This is a genomic window from Streptomyces atriruber (assembly GCF_001418325.1).
GTDB classification, from domain to species: domain Bacteria; phylum Actinomycetota; class Actinomycetes; order Streptomycetales; family Streptomycetaceae; genus Streptomyces; species Streptomyces atriruber.
Genome location: NZ_LIPN01000157.1, coordinates 1 through 20,871, shown reverse-complemented (window position 1 = coordinate 20,871; position 20,871 = coordinate 1). Strand labels below are relative to the sequence as shown.

19 protein-coding genes and 1 riboswitch are annotated in these 20,871 nt (G+C 72.3%); of the genes, 10 read left to right on the top strand and 9 right to left on the bottom strand.

Translation table 11 applies throughout. The annotated features are described in order from the left end of the window. Window positions 1-136 precede the first annotated feature (136 nt). Window positions 137-1,201 carry an anthranilate phosphoribosyltransferase gene (trpD, locus tag AOK03_RS17595; protein WP_055566230.1) on the top strand — a complete coding sequence of 355 codons (1,065 nt, stop codon included), beginning with the start codon at window positions 137-139 and terminating at the stop codon, window positions 1,199-1,201. 86 nt (window positions 1,202-1,287) lie between these two features. Continuing rightward, window positions 1,288-1,405, top strand: a riboswitch (SAM riboswitch). Between the two features lie 173 nt (window positions 1,406-1,578). After that, window positions 1,579-3,000, top strand: a complete 1,422-nt coding sequence (locus AOK03_RS17590) for an aminotransferase class V-fold PLP-dependent enzyme (protein ID WP_055566229.1) — start codon at window positions 1,579-1,581, stop codon at window positions 2,998-3,000. On the opposite strand, the gene AOK03_RS17585 is transcribed toward AOK03_RS17590, so the two are convergent. The 7 genes from AOK03_RS17585 to AOK03_RS17555 all read right to left on the bottom strand — a co-directional run bounded on the left by AOK03_RS17585 (window position 2,949) and on the right by AOK03_RS17555 (window position 9,199). Further along, window positions 2,949-4,163, bottom strand: a complete 1,215-nt coding sequence (locus tag AOK03_RS17585) for a glycerate kinase family protein (protein ID WP_055566228.1) — start codon at window positions 4,161-4,163, stop codon at window positions 2,949-2,951. The genes AOK03_RS17590 and AOK03_RS17585 overlap by 52 nt on opposite strands. 43 nt (window positions 4,164-4,206) lie before the next feature. Further along, complete coding sequence (locus tag AOK03_RS17580; RefSeq protein WP_055566227.1) at window positions 4,207-5,619, bottom strand: SLC13 family permease; 1,413 nt, start codon at window positions 5,617-5,619, stop codon at window positions 4,207-4,209. Window positions 5,620-5,676: 57 nt separating this feature from the next. Continuing rightward, window positions 5,677-6,339: a response regulator transcription factor gene (locus AOK03_RS17575; protein ID WP_055566226.1), complete on the bottom strand. Its 663-nt coding sequence runs from the start codon at window positions 6,337-6,339 to the stop codon at window positions 5,677-5,679. After that, window positions 6,336-7,802, bottom strand: coding sequence for a sensor histidine kinase (locus AOK03_RS17570; protein WP_055566225.1), 1,467 nt, complete (start codon window positions 7,800-7,802; stop codon window positions 6,336-6,338). The genes AOK03_RS17575 and AOK03_RS17570 overlap by 4 nt, the downstream gene beginning before the upstream one ends. Beyond that, on the bottom strand, window positions 7,777-8,094 hold the full coding sequence (locus tag AOK03_RS17565) for a hypothetical protein (protein ID WP_055566224.1): 318 nt from the start codon (window positions 8,092-8,094) through the stop codon (window positions 7,777-7,779). The genes AOK03_RS17570 and AOK03_RS17565 overlap by 26 nt, the downstream gene beginning before the upstream one ends. An 89-nt stretch (window positions 8,095-8,183) precedes the next feature. Next, the gene (locus tag AOK03_RS17560; protein WP_055566223.1) at window positions 8,184-8,465 is read right to left on the bottom strand and encodes an Lrp/AsnC family transcriptional regulator; all 282 of its coding nucleotides are present in this window, start codon (window positions 8,463-8,465) and stop codon (window positions 8,184-8,186) included. Then, window positions 8,462-9,199, bottom strand: coding sequence for a rhomboid family intramembrane serine protease (locus AOK03_RS17555; RefSeq protein ID WP_055566222.1), 738 nt, complete (start codon window positions 9,197-9,199; stop codon window positions 8,462-8,464). Before AOK03_RS17555 ends, AOK03_RS17560 begins: the two co-directional genes overlap by 4 nt. 180 nt (window positions 9,200-9,379) lie before the next feature. Here AOK03_RS17555 and AOK03_RS17550 point away from each other — a divergent pair, with 180 nt between their 5' ends. The 5 genes from AOK03_RS17550 to AOK03_RS17530 all read left to right on the top strand — a co-directional run bounded on the left by AOK03_RS17550 (window position 9,380) and on the right by AOK03_RS17530 (window position 14,822). After that, a complete protein-coding gene (locus AOK03_RS17550) occupies window positions 9,380-9,619 on the top strand; it encodes a hypothetical protein (protein ID WP_055566221.1) in 240 nt (79 codons plus the stop codon). A 34-nt stretch (window positions 9,620-9,653) separates the two neighbouring features. Next, window positions 9,654-11,003: an NYN domain-containing protein gene (locus AOK03_RS17545; protein WP_055566220.1), complete on the top strand. Its 1,350-nt coding sequence runs from the start codon at window positions 9,654-9,656 to the stop codon at window positions 11,001-11,003. Window positions 11,004-11,294: 291 nt separating this feature from the next. Next, on the top strand, window positions 11,295-12,326 hold the full coding sequence (locus AOK03_RS17540) for a C40 family peptidase (RefSeq protein WP_055566219.1): 1,032 nt from the start codon (window positions 11,295-11,297) through the stop codon (window positions 12,324-12,326). A 226-nt stretch (window positions 12,327-12,552) separates the two neighbouring features. Further along, the gene (locus AOK03_RS17535) at window positions 12,553-13,581 is read left to right on the top strand and encodes a C40 family peptidase (RefSeq protein WP_055566218.1); all 1,029 of its coding nucleotides are present in this window, start codon (window positions 12,553-12,555) and stop codon (window positions 13,579-13,581) included. Window positions 13,582-13,616: 35 nt separating this feature from the next. Then, window positions 13,617-14,822, top strand: coding sequence for a hypothetical protein (locus AOK03_RS17530; RefSeq protein ID WP_055566217.1), 1,206 nt, complete (start codon window positions 13,617-13,619; stop codon window positions 14,820-14,822). Here the strand turns inward: AOK03_RS17530 and AOK03_RS17525 are convergent. Continuing rightward, window positions 14,779-16,032, bottom strand: a complete 1,254-nt coding sequence (locus tag AOK03_RS17525) for a glycosyltransferase family 87 protein (protein ID WP_055566216.1) — start codon at window positions 16,030-16,032, stop codon at window positions 14,779-14,781. The genes AOK03_RS17530 and AOK03_RS17525 overlap by 44 nt on opposite strands. Window positions 16,033-16,119: 87 nt before the next feature. Between AOK03_RS17525 and AOK03_RS17520 the strand changes: the two genes are divergently transcribed. Further along, window positions 16,120-17,262, top strand: a complete 1,143-nt coding sequence (locus AOK03_RS17520) for a glycosyltransferase family 4 protein (RefSeq protein ID WP_055566215.1) — start codon at window positions 16,120-16,122, stop codon at window positions 17,260-17,262. A gap of 112 nt (window positions 17,263-17,374) precedes the next feature. Here the strand turns inward: AOK03_RS17520 and AOK03_RS17515 are convergent, their stop codons facing one another. Further along, on the bottom strand, window positions 17,375-19,171 hold the full coding sequence (locus AOK03_RS17515) for an AMP-dependent synthetase/ligase (protein WP_055566214.1): 1,797 nt from the start codon (window positions 19,169-19,171) through the stop codon (window positions 17,375-17,377). A 298-nt stretch (window positions 19,172-19,469) separates the two neighbouring features. On the opposite strand from AOK03_RS17515, the gene AOK03_RS17510 reads away from it, so the two are divergent. Together AOK03_RS17510 and AOK03_RS17505 are read left to right on the top strand one after the other, a co-directional pair. After that, window positions 19,470-20,252 carry a metallophosphoesterase family protein gene (locus AOK03_RS17510; RefSeq protein ID WP_079074789.1) on the top strand — a complete coding sequence of 261 codons (783 nt, stop codon included), beginning with the start codon at window positions 19,470-19,472 and terminating at the stop codon, window positions 20,250-20,252. A 75-nt stretch (window positions 20,253-20,327) separates the two neighbouring features. Beyond that, on the top strand, window positions 20,328-20,768 hold the full coding sequence (locus AOK03_RS17505; RefSeq protein ID WP_055566212.1) for an SRPBCC family protein: 441 nt from the start codon (window positions 20,328-20,330) through the stop codon (window positions 20,766-20,768). Window positions 20,769-20,871: the final 103 nt, after the last annotated feature.

Here is a 20,871-nt window from a genome sequence, read left to right as displayed (position 1 = left end):
CCCTGGTCGCCACGGCAAGAGCCCCGTCCATTGCATGGACGGGGCTCTTTGCCGTCCCGGAGGCTGGATAGGGTGGTCCCACCCCGACGTGTCGGGGTGTTTCCTACATACGCAGACGAAAAAACCAGGAGCGGCCATGAACGCTGTGATCCCCGCAGGAGGCGACACCGCGGCGGACCGTTCCTGGCCCGACGTACTGAACGGCCTGCTCGACGGGCGCGACCAGAGCGCCGACGACACGGCCTGGGCCATGGACCGCATCATGCGCGGCGAGGCCACCGACGCGCAGATCGCGGCCTTCGTGGTCGCGCTGCGGGCCAAGGGCGAGACCGTCGAGGAGATCTCCGGTCTGGTACGGGCGATGTACGCGCACGCCAACGTGATCGAGGTGCCGGGGGAGACCGTCGACATCGTCGGGACCGGCGGCGACGGGGCCAAGACCGTCAACATCTCGACCATGTCCGCGATCGTCGTGGCGGGCGCGGGCGCGAAGGTCGTCAAGCACGGCAACCGTGCCGCCTCCAGCGCCTCGGGCTCCTCCGACGTACTGGAGAAGCTCGGGGTGAACCTGGAGCTGCCGCTGCCACGGGTCGTGGAAGTCGCGGAGGAGGCGGGGATCACCTTCTGCTTCGCCGTGAAGTTCCACCCCGCGCTGCGCCACGCGGGCGCCGCCCGCAGCCAGCTGGGGATCCGCACCGTCTTCAACCTTCTCGGCCCGCTCACCAACCCGGCCAAGGTGCGCGCCCAGGCGGTCGGGGTCGCCGACCCGCGGATGGCACCGATCGTGGCCGGGGTCTTCGCCGAGCGCGGCCACTCGTCCCTCGTCTTCCGCGGCGACGACGGGCTCGACGAGCTGACGACGACGGGGTCCTCCCGCGTCTGGGTGGTGCGCGACGGTGTCGTACGGGAGGAGTCCTTCGATCCGCGGGACGTCGGCATCGACCTGGTGCCGATCTCCGCGCTGCGCGGCGCGGACGCCTCCTACAACGCGGAGGTCGCGCTGCGGCTTCTCGGCGGGGAGACCGGGCCCGTGCGGGACGCGGTGCTGCTCAACGCGGCCGCGGCCCTGGTGGCCCTGAAGCCGACCGCTGAGCCGTTCACGGAGCAGATCCGCGCGGGGATGGCGCGGGCGGCCGCGGCCATCGACTCCGGCGCCGCCAAGAAGGCCCTGGAGCGGTGGGTGGCGGCCAGCAACCGCTGACGCGCGCCGCCGATGTGACGCACGGCGCAGTCCGGATCCTGGACTGCGCCTTGCGCGCCGAAGATCGTGTGGCAGGATGCTGCACAGGTCATGAGTGACAGCGACTACGGCCCCGGCCCGCTGTCCGGCAACCCTCCGTCCGTGGCGGGGTGCCCCGGGTGAAGACCAGGTCGTACGCAGCAAGGCGTATGGCAAGCGCGGACCCCTCGCAACCCTGGGGTCCTGGTCCTCAAGGGAGCAGTCTCGTGAGCAAGCGAATGTGCTAGGGCCTTCGGCCCCTTTCCGCGCACCCTTTTTCTCTTCATCACTGCGCTGCCGCATGCCTCGGGCGCGGCCGTCGTCGCAGTGAACTCACTTGCCTCTTACGGGAGTTCGCCATGTCTGTTTCCGCCGTTGCCGCCGACTCGTCCGTCTGTGCCCCGCTCGCCGTCCTCGGCCGGGACGTCACCGTCCCGCTCGTCACGGGCGGCGAGGTGACCTACGCGGCGCTCGACTACGCGGCGAGCGCGCCGGCCCTGCAGCGGGTGTGGGACGACGTGGCCGCGTACGCCCCGTACTACGGCAGCGTGCACCGCGGCGCCGGCTACCTCTCGCAGCTGTCGACCGACCTCTTCGAGAACTCCCGTGCGACCGTCGCCGAGTTCCTCGGCTGCCGCGAGGGCGACCAGGTCGTCTTCACCCGGTCCACCACCGACTCGCTGAACCTGCTGGCCGCCGCGCTGCCCGCCGACTGCCAGGTCTTCGTCTTCGAGACCGAGCACCACGCCTCGCTGCTGCCCTGGCGGGACGCCCGCGTCACCTACCTCAACGCGCCGCGCACCCCCGAAGAGGCCGTGCAGACCCTGGAGCGCGCCCTCGCCGACCGAGACCCTTCCCCAAGCTCTCAGCTCCGTTCGAGCAGGGGAGGCCCCAATGGACCCGCCCTCGTCTGCGTGACTGGCGCCTCCAACGTGACCGGCGAGCTCTGGCCGGTGCGCGAGCTGGCGGCGGCCGCTCACGCGCACGGTGCCCGCATCGTGCTCGACGCCGCGCAGCTCGCGCCCCACCACCCCGTCTCCATCGACGAGCTGGACGTCGACTGGGTCGCGTTCTCCGGGCACAAGCTGTACGCGCCCTTCGGCTCCGGGGTCCTCGCGGGCCGCTCCGACTGGCTGACCGCCGCCGAGCCCTACCTCGCGGGCGGCGGGGCCTCGCGGAAGGTGACACGACGCCCCAAGGAAGCAGGCGGCGGCGTGGACGTGGAGTGGCACGACACCGCGGCCCGCCACGAGGCCGGTTCCCCGAACGTCATCGGCGTCTACTCCATCGCCTCCGCCTGCAAGGCGCTCACCGAGGCGGGCTTCGACGAGCTCGTCGCCCGCGAGCAGCACCTGATCGGGACGGTCCGTGCGGGCCTCGCCGAGGTGCCGCAGGTGCGGATCCTCTCGCTCTTCGGGGACGACGCGCCGCGCGTGGGCGTCATCTCCTTCGTCGTGGACGGCTGGAACAGCTCGCACTTCGCCGCCGCGCTCTCCGCCGAGTACGGCATCGGCGTCCGCGACGGCCTGTTCTGCGCCCACCCGCTGGTGCGCACCCTGCTCGACAGCGAGCCCGACGAGCCCGGCGAGTGCGGCGCCCCCGAGGCCGCGCCCGGCGAGAAGTCGCTGAACGCGATCCGCGTGAGCTTCGGCGCGGGCACCCCCGACGAGCACGTCGAGCGCTTCGTGCGCGCCGTCAAGGAACTGGTGGCGGACGGTGCGCGGTGGAACTACCGCACCGAGGACGGGCGTTGCGTCCCGGACACCAGCGCCGCCGTCTGAGCGGGCAGGCGTGAGCCGAGCTGGATCATCCGCAGCGCCCGCTCGGTCGCGTCGGTGAGGAACTCGCCGCCCCTGCCGAGCGCCTCGGTCAGCGAGACCGGGGCGGGCAGGATCGAGCTGTAGGCGTCGACCCCGAGGGAGCGGACGGCGTGCGCGCCGTCCCCGATCGTGCCCGCGAGCACCAGGACGGGCCGCCCGGACCGTTTGGCGCGGCGGGCCACCTCGGCGGGCACCTTGCCGCGCGGCGTCTGGTGGTCGAGGGCGCCCTCCGCGGTGATGACGAGGTCGGCGCGGGCCAGCCGGTCGTCCAGGTCGAGCCGGTCCAGCAGGACGTCGAAGCGGGGGAGCAGGGCGGCGCCGAGGGCGGCGAGCCCGGCGCCGAGGCCGCCCGACGCGCCGGTGCCGGGTCCGCCGAAGAGGTCCGCCCGGCCGCGGAGGTGGCGCGTGAGGACGTCCCGCGTGAGGATGTGCGCCCAGTGCTCCAGGGCGGCCGCGAGCTGTTCGACCTGGGTGGGCGTCGCGCCCTTCTGGGGGCCGAAGACGCGGGCGACGCCGCGCTCGCCGCACAGCACGTTGTAGGGGTTGCAGGCGACGCGGATCTCGGTGTCCGCGAGGCGCGGGTCGAGGCCGCAGGGGTCGATGCGGCTCAGGCGCGTCAGCTCCCGTCCGCCGCGCGGCAGTTCCCAGCCGTCCACGTCCAGGAGCCGGGCCCCGAGGGCCTGCAGGGCGCCCGCGCCGCCGTCCGAGGTGCCCGAGTCGCCGCAGCCGACCAGGATGCGGCGGGCCCCGGTGTCCAGCGCCGCGCGGATCAGCTCTCCGACGCCGTATGTCGTGGTGGCGCCCGGGTCGCGCAGATCGCGGGGGACCAGCGACAGACCGGCCACGGCCGCCATCTCGACGACCGCAGTGCCGTCGGGCAGCAGGGCGAAGTGGGTGCCGATCGGCTGGCCGACGGGGCCGGTCGCGGGCAGCGCGACGAGACGGCCGCCGCCCGCCGCGGCCAGCGCACGGGCCGTGCCCTCGCCGCCGTCCACCAGCGGGATCAGATCGGTCTCGGCGTGCGGGACGACACGGCGTACCCCCGCGGCGATGGCCTCGGCCACGGAGCTCGCGGACAGCGACTCCTTGAAGCCGCTGGGGGCGATGGCGAAACGGGTCAGCACGGTGGTCTCCAGGTGGACGCGAGGGGCAGCGGACCGAGGGGGTTCAGCGGACGGGTACGCCGAGCAGCGGCCAGAGCGTCACGGCGAAGAGCAGGACGAGCGCGGCGGTCAGCGGCGCCAGGACCGCGGAGAGCCGCAGCAGGTCCCGCGGGGTGTAGGTGGGTGTGTCCGGGATGTCGGCGAAGAGGGTGACCGGCTTCGCGGAGGCGGGCAGGGTGTGGCAGAACCCGGCCGCGGCCGTGGAGGCGAGGGCCGCGGCGACCGGGTTGACGCCCGCGCCGACGGCGGCCGCCACGACCAGCGGGACGAGGACCGAGGAGCGGGCCGAGCGGGACTGCAGGACGAGGTGCGCGGCCGTGCTGACCGCGACGACCACCACGAGGAACAGCCACGCGGGCAGGTCCAGGGGCAGCCCGGACACCAGCCACTTCGCGGCCCCCGAGTCGGCGAGCGCGACGCCCATCGCCATCGTCGCCGCCATGAACAGGAGCAGCGCCCAGGGAACCGTCTTGAGGGCGTCCTTGAGGCCGACGGTGCCGAGGGCGGGGGAGGCGGCCACCACGGCTCCGATCAGCGCGACGACGGCGGGCGGCACCTGGTGGAGCGGTTCGCTGCACCACAGGGCGACGACGGTGGCGAGCAGCAGCGCGCAGCGCGTCTCGGCGGGCGCCCACGGGCCGGTGACGGGCTGCTCGCTGTGCTCCTGGAGCTGGGCGAGGGTGATGCGGACCGGACCCTTCCTGTCCGCGCGCCGCGTCGTCGTCAACAGAACGGCCTCCGCCGCCAGATGGGAGGACGTCACGGCGAGCGGCAACCCGAGCAGCAGCCACTGCGTGAAGCCGATCCGCTCACCGATCGCCTCCCACAGGACCGACACCGTGATCAGATGCGCTCCCGCACCGATCAGGGTCGCGACCGCGGACAGGAGGATCACGGTCGGAAAGAGCAGCGCGAGCATCACGACCAGTCGCTTCCGGTCGGCGAGGACCTTGGCGAGCGCGAGGAAGACGGGCAGCGCGAGCGCGGCGCGCCCGGAGGTCGCGGGCACCGCGAAGGCGGTCACCACCAGCGCCGCGGTCGTCAGGTGCGTCAACTGCCGTACGGTGCCCGCCCCGCTGACCAGGAACGCCGCCGCACGCCCCGAGAGCCCGCTGCGCGCCACGGCCGCCGCCAGCACGAAGGCGCAGATCAGCAGCCACACCGTCTCGTCGCCCAGGGTGCCGAACAGGGTGTCGCTGCTGATCACACCGGTCGCGGTGAGGGCGAGGCCCGCGCCGAGTGCGATGTACGTGTCGTCGACCGGGGTGCCGATCCAGGCGCAGGTCGCCAGCGCGAAGACGGCGAGGGTCAGCCGGGCGTCGCCGCTCAGGCCGGGGAAGTTCCCGGGCACCGCGAGCAGGGCGCAGATGCTGAGCGCCGCGCAGAGGGTCGCGGCTTGCCGCAGGTTCAGGGTCACGCGGTTCAGCGTGCCGCCGGGCCGTGAGCCCTCAATGAGGCGCAGATGAAGGAAAGTTCACTCCGGCAGCCGGTACCCCATCCCGCGCACGGTCTCGACCTGCTCCGAACCCAGCTTCTTGCGCAGCGCCCGGACGTATACGTCCACGATGTTCGACCCCGGGTCGAAGTCGTACCCCCACACGTGCGAGAGGATCTGCTCCCGCGAGAGCACCTGCCCGGGATGGCGCATGAACAGCTCCAGGAGTACGAACTCACGTGCCGTCAGATCCACCGTGCGCCCGGCCGAACGCGCCCTGCGGGTCCGCAGGTCCAGCGTGACCTCGCCGCTGCGCAACACCGTCACCTCGGGCGCCCTGGCCGCCGTGCGCAGCCGCAGCCGCACCCGGGCGAGCAACTCCTCGAAGCGGAACGGCTTGGTCATCCAGTCGTCGGCGCCGCCCTCCAGGCCCGCCACCGTGTCCCGCACCGAGTCCCGCGCGGTCAGCACGATGACGGGCGTGGTCACCCGGGCCTCGCGCAGCTGGCGCAGGACCGTGAAGCCGTCCTTGCCCGGCAGCCCGATGTCCAGGACGATCAGGTCGAAATTGCCGGTCAGGGCGTAGTCGTAGGCGCTCTCGCCGTCGGCGACCACGGTGGTCGTGAAGCCGTTGGCGCGCAGGCCCTTCTCGACGAAGGACGCGATGCGCTCCTCGTCCTCGACGATCAGTATCCGGTTCACTGCTGCGCCGCCCCTTCCGGCTGGCCCTGGGGAAGTACGAGTACGAAAGTGGCGCCGCCGCCGTCCGTGGGGCGCAGCTCGACGCCGCCCCCGTGGCTCTCGGCGATGGCCTTGACGATGGCGAGGCCGAGGCCCGCCCCGGTGGCGCGGGAGCCGCGCCGCGCGGTGCCGCGGCGGAACCGCTCGAAGATGACGTCGGCGTCCTGCGGCTGCACACCGGGCCCGCTGTCGGCGACGTACAGCTCGATGCGCCCCGCGCACAGCCGGGAGCCGATGCCGACCCGCTGGCCCGGGGCGGTGTGCTGGACCGCGTTCTGGGCCAGCTGCACCATGGCCTGGGTGATGCGCTGCGGGTCGAGACCGGCCTCGGCGTCGGCGACCTCGGCGAGCCGCCAGTCGCGCCCGCCGAGCGCCCGCGCCTTGACGAAGACGTCCGCGGTCAGCTCGGCGAGCTGCACGGGCTCCGGGGCGACGAAGTCGGGGCGCTCGGCCTTGGCGAGCAGCAGCAGGTCCTCGACGATGCGGCTCATCCGGTCGAGCTCCTCCGTCACGATGCGGACGGTCTCCTCGCGCTCGCCGGGACCGTCGCCCATCAGCTCCAGATGGCCGCGGACGATGGTGATGGGGGTGCGCAGCTCGTGGCCCGCGTCGTCGACGAACTCGCGCTGTGCGGCGAAGGCCCGCTCCAGGCGGTCCAGCATGCCGTTGAACGTCTCGGCGAGGGCCGCGACGTCGTCCCTGCCCTGGACCGGGATGCGCCGGGTCAGGTCCTGCTCGGTGAGCTGCGCGGCGGTCGTGCGCACCAGCCGCACCGGTTTGAGGATGCGGCCCGCGACCGCCCAGCCGATGCCCGTCGTCATCAGGAGCGCGACGCCGGAGATGGCGAGCAGCATGGTGAACACGTCGGCCGCCTTGGCCTGTTCGCCCGCGGGGTGGAAGGCCACGACGAACGCCGCGGCCGGATGACCGCCGCTCGCCTTGATCTCCACCTTCGCCCAGCGGACCTCGCCCCGGTCGCGGTGCAGCGTGCCGGTCGCCTCGGGCGACTCGAAGACGGCCCGCAGCGCGGCGGGGTCCTCGGCCAGCGGATGGTCGATGCGCGCCTCGCGGGACTGCTCCTTCTTGGCGGGCGCCCCGCCCGCGCGGCCGACCAGGCCGAGGAGTTCCTCGTCGGGATCGGCGTACTGCCGAGAGAGGAAGAGCCGCAGGAGCGCGTCGGGTTCGGTGAACTTCTCGCCGGTGTGCGGGTCGACGCCCTCGCGCGCGAGGTTGGTGAACTCCGCGGTCTCCTGGGCGAGGAGCCCGGCGATGCGGTGGTCGACGTCGCGGAGCAGGACCGAGCGGGTGGTGGCCGCGACCGCGGTGAGCGCGACGGTCATCACGACGAGCAGCCACAGCAGGATGCGGACCCGGGCCGATATCCACCGTCGCCGGGGCTCAGCCGTCGTCGCCGGGGCCGTCATCGTCGTGGTCGTCCCGGCCGCTGCCGTCGCTTCCGTCGTTGTCGTCGGCGTCGTCGTTTCCGCTGTCATCGTTCGAGGGATTCTCGCTCACCGGCGGCGGGGACACCCTCTCGTCGCTCGGGGCGGGCCGGGGAGACGCCGGCTCCGCGGACGGCGAGCCGCTCTCCAGCTCCACCTTGGGCGGCGCCTTGGGCTGCTCGGGGGTGTCCGTCAGGACGTAGCTGGTCGCGGCGATGCCGAGCGGGATCGCGACGACGGCGGCCAGGACGGCCATGCGGTGGGAGAAGACCATGACTGCGAGGGTGTGCGACGTACCGCACCGCCAGGATGAGGCGCGGATGAAGAAACCCTCATGCGCGGGGCCCCAGGACCGGCAGGACCCTAGGAGTCGAGGCCGATCGCGAAGGCGGCTTCCAGGTCGTGCTGCGAGTACGTGCGGAACGCGACGTGCGTGTCGGTCCCCTCGACGCCGGGGATCTTGCTGATCCGGCCGGGGATGACGTCCGCCAGGTCGTCGTGGCGCGGCACGCGCACCATCGCGATCAGGTCGTACGTACCCGTCACGGAGAAGACCTCGCTGACCGAGTCGAGCGCGGCGATCGACTCGGCGATCTCCGGAATCCGGTCCACGCTGGTCTTGATGAGCACGATCGCGGTGATCACGGCTGGCTGTCTCCCTCGGTGGCCGGTGCGCTGCCTTTCCCCTGCACTCTAGTCCTCCGCACCCGCCACCCCCACGCGAAGAGGAACCCGAGCGAGAAGCCCACGAGGTGCGCCAGATAGGCCACCCCCGTGCCCTTGCCGCCCTGCCCGGCCGCCAGCCACTGCAGCGCCACCCAGAACGGCAGCACCACCCAGGCGGGAAAGCGCAGCGGCAGGAAGAAGAGGAACGGGAAGAGGCTGGTGACGCGTGCGCCAGGGAAGAGATAGAGGAAAGCACCGAGGACGGCGGAGATCGCCCCGGACGCCCCCACGAGCGTCTGGTCGGAGCCCGCGTGCGCGGCCGCGTAGGCGAGCAGGGCGAAGTATCCGCAGCAGACGTAGAAGAGCGCGTACAGGAGGTGCCCCATGCGTTCCTCGACCATGGCCCCGAACACGTACAAGAACAGCATGTTCCCGAGCAGATGAAGCCAGCTTCCGTGCACGAACAGAGCGGTGAACGGCCCGAGGACGGCGCGCGGGGTGCCCCTGAAGAGCTCGACGGGGACGACGCCCCACCGCTCGAAGTAGGCCTGCTGCGCGGCGAGCAGTTCTGGGCCCTTGCCGTAGGCGGGATTGAACCCGGACACCGGCGAGATCACGAAGATCACGCAGCAGACGGCGATCAGTGCGTACGTCACCGGGGAGGACTGTCCCCGGAGCAGTCGGCCCGCCTTCGTACCCCATGTGGCGATCATGAACAGAGCATGACGTAACGGGTGCTACCCGCACAGACCGCCATGCCGCTGCGGAGGCCGCCGCATGGCGCCCCTTACAGGCCTTAGGGTTACGGGCAATACGCACCACGGAAACCCGCGTAGGCATCCCGGTCGCCGAAGACGTCGCCGACAAGTCACCGAAGAAAGCGAACAGCCACGATGACGGTTCCCCTGCCGACGGCCACCACCCGGTGGCGCTGCACGCTGTGCGGCAATCTCACGCGTTTCGACGTGACCCGCAGCTCCAAGGTCGTCGAGTATGTCCATCTCGACCTGGCCGGAGAGTCGAACGTCGAGGAACGCGAGGTGGTCAGTGAGACCATCGAGTCGGTGCGCTGCCGCTGGTGCAACGCCGTGGATCAGGTGGAACTCGTGGACAGGCCGGGCGCCGACTCCTGAGGGAGCGGGGCCCGCACAGCTAGTGGGGTGACGGATGGTGGAGAGCTCAGGCGGGGAGCCGGACGACGGCGCCGCTGAGGTGCTCGACCGTCCGCTGCCCGACGGGGTGCGGCGGCGGGTCGTCCAGATCGTCTCGGACGGCTTCGGCGGCCTCACCCTGGCCGAATTGCCCGCCCAGCTGCGGCAGTACGCGCGGTTCACGCCGACCCGGCGCGCGAAGTTCGCGGCCAACGCCATGGCGGCCGCGGTGGAGAGCGACACCCTCTTCCGGCAGCGCATCGGCGAACGCCTCAGGGAGGTCCAGCCCGAGCTGGCCGGTGCCCTGGACGCGGGCTCGCCGCCCCCCGCCGCCGACCCCCTCGACGTGGCGGCCGCGGCCTATGTGCTGCGGCCCACCGGTTGGGTGAAGCTGGTCACCGCGGCGGGCGAGGAGGCGCAGCGGGCCGACGCCGAGCGCGTCGACGACGAGACCAGAGCGGAGCTCGACCGGCTGCGCGAGGAGCTCGTCCTGGCCCGCGGCCAGACCAAGGCGGAGACCGAGCGGCTGCGCACCGAGCTCGAATCGGTGCGCAGGGAAGCCGAATCGATGCACCGCAAGCTGCGCGGCGCGCTCAGCGACGTCAAGCGCGGCGAGGCCGCCCTGCGCAAGGCCGCCGCCGAGGTCGAGGCCGTGCGCGCCGAGGGGCAGGCGCAGGTGTCCGCGGCCGAGAGCGAGACGCGGCGGATCAAGGCGCGGCTCGGCGAGGCCGAGGCCGCCCTGGAGGCCAGCCGCAAGGCCGCGCGCGAGGGGCGCAGCGTCGAGGACATGCGGGTGCGGCTGCTGCTCGACACGGTCCTGGACGCGGCGCAGGGGCTGCGGCGCGAGCTCGCCCTGCCGCCCGTCTCCGTGCGGCCCGCGGAGACCGTGGACGCCGTCGAACCGGGGCGGATGTCGCCCAAGGACATCGCCACCCGCGCGCTCTCCGAGAACGACCCGGCGATCCTGGACCAGCTCCTCGCGCTGCCCCAGGCACACCTGGTGGTGGACGGCTACAACGTCACCAAGACCGGCTATCCGACCATGCCGCTGGACAAGCAGCGGCTGCGGCTCCTCGGCTCGCTCTCGCAGCTCGCCCTGCAGTCCGGCGCCGAGGTCACCTGCGTCTTCGACGGCGCGGAGCTGGCGGCGCCCGTGCTGCTCGCGCCGCCGCGCGGGGTGCGGGTGCTGTTCTCCAAGCCCGGCGTCACCGCCGACGAGTTGATCCGTCAGCTGGTGCGCGCGGAGCCGCCGGGGCGGCCCGTGGTGGTCGTCTCGACCGACCGCGAGGTGGCCGACGGGATCGCGAAGGCGGGGGCGCGGCCGGTGGCTTCGGCGGTGCTCCTGAAGCGGCTTTCGCGCGGCTGAGCAAGCGGCTTTCGGTCGGCTAAGGGATGGTCGGCAACTCCTGGGCGCTATGCCCGAATTGAGGTTTCCCTCACGCGACGTAGTGTCAAAAGATCATCACTGACTGTGTGTCATCAGTAAAGAATGCCGTCCGCGGCCGATTTTTTGGCGGTGTGATTTGAACTGATCACAAGAAGGTCACTAAGGTCTCGCTTCGAACCTCCGCACGGTTGATCACCCATCCGGGGTGACGGCGGCGGTACCCGCCCACCGGGTCTCGGTAGGCGGCTGGAGGAAGAAGGAGCCGCCTTCGTGGCGTCCCACCGTCGACCCAAGCAGCCGAGCCGCACCCGCGTGACCGTGCTCACCGCGACCGCCGCCGCTGCCGTGGCCCTCACTTCGCAGGGTGCCGCCCAGGCCGCTCCGAAGCCGAGCAAGGACGAGGTCAAGTCCAAGGTCGACAAGCTCTACGAAGAGGCGGAGCGGGCCACCGACAAGTACAACGGGGCCAAGGAGAAGCAGGAGAAGCTCGAGAAGCAGATCGGCGACCTCCAGGACAAGGTCGCCCGCGGCCAGGAGGAGCTCAACGACCTGCGCGACGGCCTCGGTTCGATGGCCAGCGCCCAGTACCGCTCCGGCGGCATCGACCCCTCCCTGCAGCTCTTCCTCTCCTCCGACCCGGACGACTACCTCGACAAGGCGTCCACCCTGGACCAGTTGAGCAGCCAGCAGGTCGACGGGCTCAAGAAGATCCAGAAGAAGCAGCGGGACCTCGCGCAGCAGCGCAAGGAGGCCGCGGGCAAGCTGGACGACCTCGCCGCCACCCGCACGGAGCTCGGCAAGAAGAAGAAGGAAGTCCAGGGCAAGCTCGGCGAGGCGCAGAAGCTCCTCAACACGCTGACCGCCAAGGAGAAGGCCGCGCTGGCCGCCAAGGAGCAGAAGCGCGCCAGCCGCGCCGCGGGCGACCGCGCGGACCTCGGCGACGAGGCCCCCGCCTCCGGCCGCGGAGCCGCCGCCCTGAGCGCCGCGGCCACCCAGATAGGCAAGCCCTACGTCTCCGGTGGTACCGGCCCCAACTCGTACGACTGCTCCGGCCTCACCCAGTGGGCGTTCGCGCAGGCCGACGTCCACATCTCCCGGACCACGTACACCCAGCAGAACGACGGCACCCGCATCGGCCGCGGCGAGCTCAAGCCCGGCGACCTGGTGTTCTTCAACAACCTCGCGCACGTCGGCTTCTACGCGGGCAACGGCCAGGTGCTGCACGCCCCGCACCCCGGCGCCTCGGTGCGCTACGAGTCGATGGCGTACCTCGGCACCTTCCAGTTCGGCGTCCGCGTCTGACACTGCCGTCAACACGTTGCCGGCACCGCCCAAACGGGCGAATTCCGGCAACTCCCGCTGACCCCGCGCCCCGTTGATGACCTGCGTCAGAAGCGGGGCGTCGGGCTGTCCGCGCCCTTTCGCACCCGGACGGGTCTTTGGCCGTCCGTTGCCGCACGGCTACTGTCGGCGCGCATTCCCCCGGGACGGCCCGGGGGTTCGTCAGCGGAAGGGAGAGCGGCTTCCCGTGGGGTTCCATCGCCGTCCCGCACAGTCCGGTCTCGACCGGAGCACGCGCGTGACCGTCCTTTCAGCGGCAGCGGCCACCGCGGCGGCGGCCCTGGCCGCCGCGCCCGCAGGTGCGGCGCCGCAGGACAAGCCGTCCGACACGCGCGCCAAGGTGGACCGGCTCTACGAGCAGGCCGAGCAGGCGACCGAGTCGTACAACAAGGCCGACGAGCGCGCCGACAAGCTGCGCGCGCAGGTCGACCGCGCCAAGGACAGCGTCGCGCGCGGCCAGGAGCGCATCAACCGGATGCGCGGCGCCCTCGGCGCGCTCGCCGGGGCCCAGTACCGCTCCGGCGGCATCGACCCCTCGCTGGCCCTGATGCTCTCCTCCGACCCCGACGGCTATCTGGAGCGGGCCTCGGTCCTGGACCGCGTCAGCGCCCGTCAGGCGGGCGAACTGGCCGATCTGCAGCGGGCCCAGCGCGGCCTCGCGCAGCAGCGCACCGAGGCGGGCCGCAAACTCGCCGAGCTGGAGAAGAGCCGCACCGCCGTCGCCCGCCACAAGCGCACCGTCGAGCACAAGCTCGCCAAGGCCAGGCGGCTGCTCAACTCGCTGCCCAGCGAGGAGCGCGAGGCGTACGACAGGTCCTCGCGGTCCGACGGCCGCGCCGACCTGCCGGAGCTCGGCGGCGCCCCGGCCTCCTCGCGGGCCGCCGCCGCGATCGCCGCCGCCAGGTCCGCGGTCGGCAAGCCCTACGTGTGGGGCGCCAACGGGCCCTCCGGATTCGACTGTTCGGGCCTCACCCAGTGGTCGTACGCCCAGGCCGGGGTCGGCCTGCCGCGCACCTCACAGGCCCAGCGGTACGCGGGGCGCCAGGTGTCCCTGTCCGAGGCGCAGCCCGGCGATCTGGTCGCCTACCGCGACGACGCCAGCCACATCGGGATGTACATGGGCAACGGCCAGGTGGTGCACGCCCCCTATCCCGGAGCGCCGGTCCGCTACGACCCCGTCGGCATGATGCCGGTGTCGTCCGTGACGCGGATCTGACCGGCTGTCCGGCCGCGCCCCGTACGATCGGGAACGTGGCAGGTCACAGACGCGGGTCCTGGGTGGTGGCGCTGTGCTGCGCGCTCTGCCTCGCCGTGCTGGCCGGATGCGGCGGCCGCGGCCCCGTCCCGGACGCGGCCGCCGGTGAGGTGCGCACCCTCCTGGAGCGGCGGGCACAGGCCGTTCTCGACGGGGACGAGAAGGAGTACGACAGGACCGAGCGGCCCGCGCAGGGCGCCGAGGACCTCTTCGGGCGCCTGCGCGCCGTCCCGCTGGACTCCTGGGACTACCGGCTGACCGGCCTCGACCGCGACGGCGCGCGGGCCACGGCGCGCGCCGAACTCCACTACCGCATCAAGGGCTACGACCGCGCGCCCGTCACCGCCGAGCGCACGCTCTCCCTCGAGCGCAGCGGCGGGCGGTGGTACGTCACCGACGAGCGCCCCGCGAAGAAGTCCGGCGAACAGCTCTGGGACCAGGGCCGCGTGACGGCCCGGCGCGGCACGAACAGCCTCGTCCTCGGCGTCGGGCAGAGCGCCGCCGACCTGCGCGCCCACCGCGACCTCGCCGACCGGGCGGTGCCCGCGGTGCGGGACGCCTGGCCGGGGAAGTGGCCCGGGCGGATCGTCGTCCTCGTGCCCCGGTCCCTGGCCGGCATGGCGGGGCTCCTCGGTGCCCCCGCGTCCGGCTACCGGGGGATCGCCGCGGTCACCACCGGCGAGACGGGCGGTTCGGGGCGGGCCCCGGCCGACCGGATCATCCTCAACCCCGAGGCGTACGGCGTCCTCGGCGACTTCGGCAAGCGCGTCGTCCTGACCCACGAGGCGGCCCACGTCGCGACCCGTACGGAGACCTCCGCGGCGACCCCGCTGTGGCTCTCCGAGGGCTTCGCCGACTGGGTGGGCTACCGCGGCACGGGGCGCACCGCGGCGCAGGCCGCACCCGAGCTGCGGCGCGCGGTGCAGCGCTCGCAGCTGCCCGCCGCGCTCCCCGAGGACGAGGACTTCGGCTTCGGCGGGGACGCCACGAAGCTCGCGGGGGCGTACGAGGGCGCCTGGCTCGCCTGCCGGATGATCGCCGAGCAGTGGGGCGAGCGGAAGCTCACCGACTTCTACGCCGCGGTGGGCGCCCACAAGGGGCGGGCGGGCGCGGTCGAGGGCGCGCTGCGGGACGTCCTGGACACGACGCCCGACGACTTCACGGCGCGCTGGCGTACGTATCTGCGTGCGGAGCTCGGCTGACCGGCACCGGCCGCGGTGCGGTCCGGCGCGGCACGGACACCGTCCGGCGCCACAGGCCGCGGCAGGCCAGCACGGTCGCCGCGACCAGCAGGCCGTTCCGTACGACCAGCAGGGAAAGGCCCAGCGGGTCGCCGGTCACCACGTGCGAGAACCACACGGGGAACTCCAGGAACGTCACGAGCGTGGCCACGAGGACCAGCCGGGCGGGCACCACCATGCGGCTCGCGCGGAACGTCAGGCAGACGGCGGCGGTCCCGACCAGCCACAGCATGTACTGCGGGCTGATCACCCGGCTCGTGGTGGTGAAGAGCAGCACGGCCACGAAGGCCGCGTCCGCGGGGGTGCTCGCCGAGTGGCTCCGGGCGCGCAGCCGCCACACCAGGAGCCAGCAGAAGGCGGCCACCGACAGCGCCTGGGCGACCGCGCTCACCAGCGGGACGTACGGACCGAGGAACTCCACCGAGCCGTAGTTGAGCCGCACCTCGCCCCGCCAGCCGAAGTGCCGCGCGATGTGGAAGGTGAGGGCGCCGAGCGACTCCACCTCGGTGCCGCGGTCGCGCTGGAAGGTGAGGAACGCCAGGGCGCCCGGCATCGTCACGAGGAACCCCAGCGCGAGGACGACGGCCGTGCCGGCGGCCGCGGTCCACGACCGGTGCGTCGCCCGCCCGCGCGGGGTGCCGACGAGCAGCAGTACCGGCCACACCTTCAGCAGCGCCCCGAACCCCGCGAGCACCCCCATGGTGCGCGGATGCCGCGCCCCGGCGAGCAGCGCGGCGACCGCGACGGCGGCCACCAGCACGTCGTAGCGCGCGTACGCGGTGGGGCCGAGCAGGGCCACGCCCGCCACCCACACCCAGGCGCCCCGGAGCGACTTCCCCGGGCGCCGTCCCGCGTACAGGAGCAGTGCGCACACCACCGCGTCGCACAGCAGGCACAGGACGAAGAAGGCCGTGGCGTAGTCGAGGAAGGGCAGCAGCGCGGGGGAGAGGATCGCGAGGGCGGCGCCCGGTGGGTACTGCCACGTGACGTCGTCGAGCGGGAAGGTGCCGGTGCGCAGGACCTCGTACCAGCCCTGGTAGATGACGGAGACGTCGCTGGTCACGTCGGGGCCCGGGGCCGTCACCACGTGCAGGACGCAGAGCAGCAGGAGGGTCCTGGTCAGACCCCAGACGGTCAGGATGCGCACCATGAGCGCCTCGCCCCATTTCATGCACTTCATTGCGATTCGAGGAGTCATGATGCCGGGCGGGGCCGGGCGAGGGCGAAGAGGCTGGGCCGTTCGGTACTGTCGTGCGCGATGCACAAGACCCTGATCGTCACGAACGACTTCCCGCCCAGGCCCGGTGGTATCCAGGCGTTCCTGCACAACATGGCGCTGCGCCTGGACCCCGAGCGCCTCGTCGTCTACGCGTCCACCTGGAAGCGCGGCCGCGAGGGCGCGGAGGCCACCGCCGCCTTCGACGCCGAACAGCCCTTCCAGGTCGTGCGCGACACCACGACGATGCTGCTGCCGACCCCGCGCGTCACCCGCCGCGCGGTCTCGCTCCTGCGCGAACACGGCTGTACGTCGGTGTGGTTCGGGGCGGCCGCGCCGCTGGGGCTCATGGCGCCGGCCCTGCGCAAGGCGGGGGCGACGCGGCTCGTCGCCACGACCCACGGACACGAGGCCGGCTGGGCCCAGCTGCCCGCCTCGCGGCAACTCCTGCGCCGGATCGGCGAGTCGACGGACACGATCACCTATCTCGGCGAGTACACGCGCTCGCGGATCGCCGCCGCGCTGACGCCCGCCGCGGCGGGCCGCATGGTCCAACTGCCGCCCGGCGTCGACGAGAAGACCTTCCACCCGGGCTCGGGCGGCGACGCGGTACGGGCCAGGCTCGGCCTGACCGACCGGCCCGTCGTCGTCTGCGTCTCACGGCTCGTGCCGCGCAAGGGCCAGGACACGCTGATCCTCGCCATGCCGAGGATTCTCTCCGCGGAGCCGGAGGCGGTGCTCCTGATCGTGGGGGGCGGCCCGTACGAGAAGGACCTCCGCAGGCTCGCGGCCGAGACGGGCGTCGCGGACTCCGTACGGTTCACCGGAGCGGTGCCGTGGGCGGAACTGCCCGCGCACTACGGCGCGGGCGATGTCTTCGCCATGCCCTGCCGTACCCGGCGCGGGGGGCTGGACGTCGAGGGCCTCGGCATCGTCTACCTGGAGGCGTCCGCGACGGGCCTGCCGGTCGTCGCCGGGGACTCCGGCGGGGCGCCGGACGCGGTGCTCGACGGCGAGACGGGCTGGGTCGTCCGGGGCGGCGCGCCCGAGGACGCGGCCGACCGCATCGTCACCCTGCTCGGCGACGCGGAGCTGCGGGCGCGGATGGGGGAGCGGGGCCGGGCATGGGTGGAGGAACGGTGGCGCTGGGACCTCTTGGCAGAGAGGCTCAAGGAGCTTCTGTAGCGCCTGCCGGGGTGCCACCGGGGGCCGTTCTGCGTCTGACCGCCGCCTGTGGCTGGCCGCGCAGTTGCCCGCGCCCCTNNCCCCCACGGCGAGTGGGCGCCCCCCGCCAACGCTACCCGCGGTAAATCGCCTCGATTTCGTCCGCGTAATCCTTCGCCACCACATTCCGCTTCAGCTTCAGCGAAGGCGTCAGATGCCCCGACTCCTCCGTGAACTGGGAGCCGAGGATCCGGAACTTGCGTACGGACTCCGCCTTGGAGACCGCCGCGTTGCCGTCGTCCACCGCGCTCTGGATCGTCGCCAGCAGATCCGCGTCGTCACGGAGCGAGGCCGCCGTGGAGTCGGCGGGCTTGCCGTGCTCGGCGGCCCAGCGGCCGAGGAACTCGTCGTCGACGGTGACCAGCGCGCCCACGAAGGGGCGGCCGTCGCCGACGACCATGCACTCGGCGACCAGGGCGTGCGCGCGGATGCGGTCCTCGATCACGGCGGGGGCGACGTTCTTGCCGCCCGCCGTCACGATGATCTCCTTCTTGCGGCCGGTGATGCGCAGATAGCCGTCCTCGTCGAGGGTGCCGATGTCACCGGTGTGGAACCAGCCGTCGGCGAGCGCCTCTTCGGTCGCGCCCTCGTTGTTCCAGTAGTGCGAGAACAGGTGCTCGCCGTGGAGCAGCACCTCGCCGTCGTCGGCGATCCGCACCACGGAGCCCGGCAGCGGCTGGCCGACCGTGCCGATCTTCTGGCGGTCCCACGGGTTGAAGGCGGTGGCCGCACAGGACTCGGTCAGGCCGTAGCCCTCCAGGACGGTGAAGCCGATGCCGCGGAAGAAGTGGCCGAGGCGCTCGCCGAGCGGCGCGCCGCCGGAGATCGCGTACTCGCCACGACCGCCGAGGACCGCGCGCAGCTTGCTGAAGACCAGCTTGTCGAAGATCTGATACTTGATCTTCAGGCCGAGGGACGGACCCGACGGGGTGTCGAGCGCGCGGCTGTACGCGATGGCCGTGTCCGCGGCCTTGTCGAAGATCTTGCCCTTGCCGTCGGCCTGCGCCTTCGCGCGCGCCGAGTTGTAGACCTTCTCGAAGACGCGCGGCACGCCCAGGATCATGGTCGGCCGGAAGGAGGCGAGCTCGTCCGTGAGGTTCTTGACGTCGGGCGCGTGGCCCAGCTTGATCGGCGCCATCAGCGCGGCGACCTCGACGAGCCGTCCGAAGACGTGCGCGACGGGCAGGAAGAGCAGGACCGAGCACTCGCCCGTACGGAAGAGGGGCTTGAGGCGCTCCACCACGTTGCCGCACTCCGCGAAGAAGCTGCGGTGGGTGAGGACACAGCCCTTGGGGCGGCCCGTGGTGCCCGAGGTGTAGACGATGGTGGCCGGGTCGTCGGCGCGGGCGACCGCGCTGCGCTCGTCCACGGTCGCGTCCGGGACGTCGGCGCCGGTGCGGTGCAGCTCCTCGACGCCGCCCTTGTCGATCTGCCAGATGTCCTTGAGGGCGGGCAGCCGGTCGCGCACCGAATCGACGGCGGCGGAGTGCGCGTCCAGCTCGACGATGCAGGCCACGGCGCCGGAGTCGCCGAGGATCCACTGGATCTGCTCGGCGGAGCTCGTCTCGTACACGGGGACGGTGACCGCGCCCGCGCTCCAGATCGCGAAGTCGAGGAGCGTCCACTCGTACCGCGTGCGGGACATCAGGCCGACGCGGTCGCCCGGGCCGACTCCGGCGGCGATCAGGCCTTTGGCGGTGGCGCGCACCTCGGCGAGGAAGGCCTTGGCGGTGACGTCCTGCCAGCGGCCGTCGACCTTGCGGCCGATGACGGCGACGTCCGGGTGCTGCGCGGCATTTCTACGGACGATGTCGGTCAGATTGCCGTCCGCAGGGACCTCGTACAGGGCCGGAAGGCTGAACTCGCGCAAGACTGCTGCTCCTACATAGGGCGCCGGCGCCACGACGTTGTGTGCTGCGACGGTGCGGTCCAAGATCGGGCAGGTGCTCAGTCGAGTGGGGGGCTGAGCACTACTGGACTGCCCGGACGTTACCCATCGGTATGGCTGGTTCGGTAGGGGGGCAGGGGCAGATGTTCGGTGCGTCACACGTCGTCGTGGTCTGAATCGCACAGTACGCCACCGTCTTCCCGACTCGGAAGTAACCGCAGGTCCGGCCGCTGTCCTGGGCCACTACCCTCCGCGGGGCGGCCGTCTTAGGGTGATCGGCATGCCAGCTTTCCGGGTCAACGTGGTCAGTGACGTGCACGGCAACACCGAAGCCCTCGCGCGGGCGGGGGACGGCGCGGACGCGCTGGTCTGCCTCGGTGACCTGGTCCTCTTCCTCGACTACGCCGATCACTCGCGCGGCATCTTCCCCGATCTCTTCGGCGCGGAGAACGCGTCCAGGCTGGTGGAACTGCGCACCGCACGCCGTTTCGACGAGGCCAGGGAGTTCGGCCGGGAGCTGTGGGGAACCGTGGGCGGCGATCGCGACCGGGGCGCGGCGATCGAGAGCGCCGTCCGCAAGCAGTACGCCGAAATGTTCGCGGCCTTCCCCACCCCGACCTACGCCACCTACGGCAACGTCGACATCCCCTCCCTGTGGCCCGAGTACGCCGCAGACGGCACCACCGTCCTCGACGGCGAGCGCGTCGAGATCGGCGGCCGTGTCTTCGGGTTCGTCGGCGGCGGCCTGCGCACCCCGATGCGTACGCCCTACGAGATCAGCGACGAGGAGTACGCGGCCAAGATCGAAACCATCGGCGAGGTCGACGTCCTGTGCACGCACATCCCGCCGGACGTACCCGAGCTCCTCTACGACACCGTGGCGCGTCGCTTCGAGCGGGGCAGCCGGGCGCTGCTCGACGCGATCCGCAGGACCCGCCCCAAGTACGCCCTCTTCGGCCACGTGCACCAGCCGCTGGTCCGGCGCATGCGCGTCGGCGCGACGGAGTGCGTGAACGTCGGGCACTTCGCCGGGACGTCCAGGCCCTGGGCCCTGGAGTGGTGAGCACCCCGCGCGCGGTAGCCTTCACGCGTTGCACAACCCCCCTCATCCCGGACCGCATCTGGAGGAGCCACAGCGATGGCGGAACACACCAGCTCGAGCATCACGATCGAGGCGGCACCGGCCGAGGTCATGGGAGTGATCGCCGACTTCGCTCGCTACCCGGACTGGACGGGAGAGGTGAAGGAGGCCCAGGTGCTCGCCACCGATGAGCAGGGCCGCGCCGAACAGGTCCGGCTCGTCATGGACGCGGGCGCGATCAAGGACGACCAGACGCTCGGCTACACCTGGACCGGGGACGACGAGGTCAGCTGGACCCTCGTGAAGTCCCAGATGCTGCGCTCGCTGGACGGCTCCTACCTGCTGCGGCCCAAGGGCTCCGGTACCGAGGTCACCTACCGGCTCACCGTCGACGTCAAGATCCCGATGCTCGGCATGATCAAGCGCAAGGCCGAGAAGGTCATCATCGACCGGGCGCTCGCGGGCCTCAAGAAGCGGGTCGAGTCCAAGGAAGCCTGAGAAGCCGGGCGAAGCCCGGGCTTCAGGGGCGCGGGGAACTGCGCGACCAGCCACAACGCACCGAGAGCCGCGAACGGGCCGCCCCCCACGGCGAGTGGGCGCC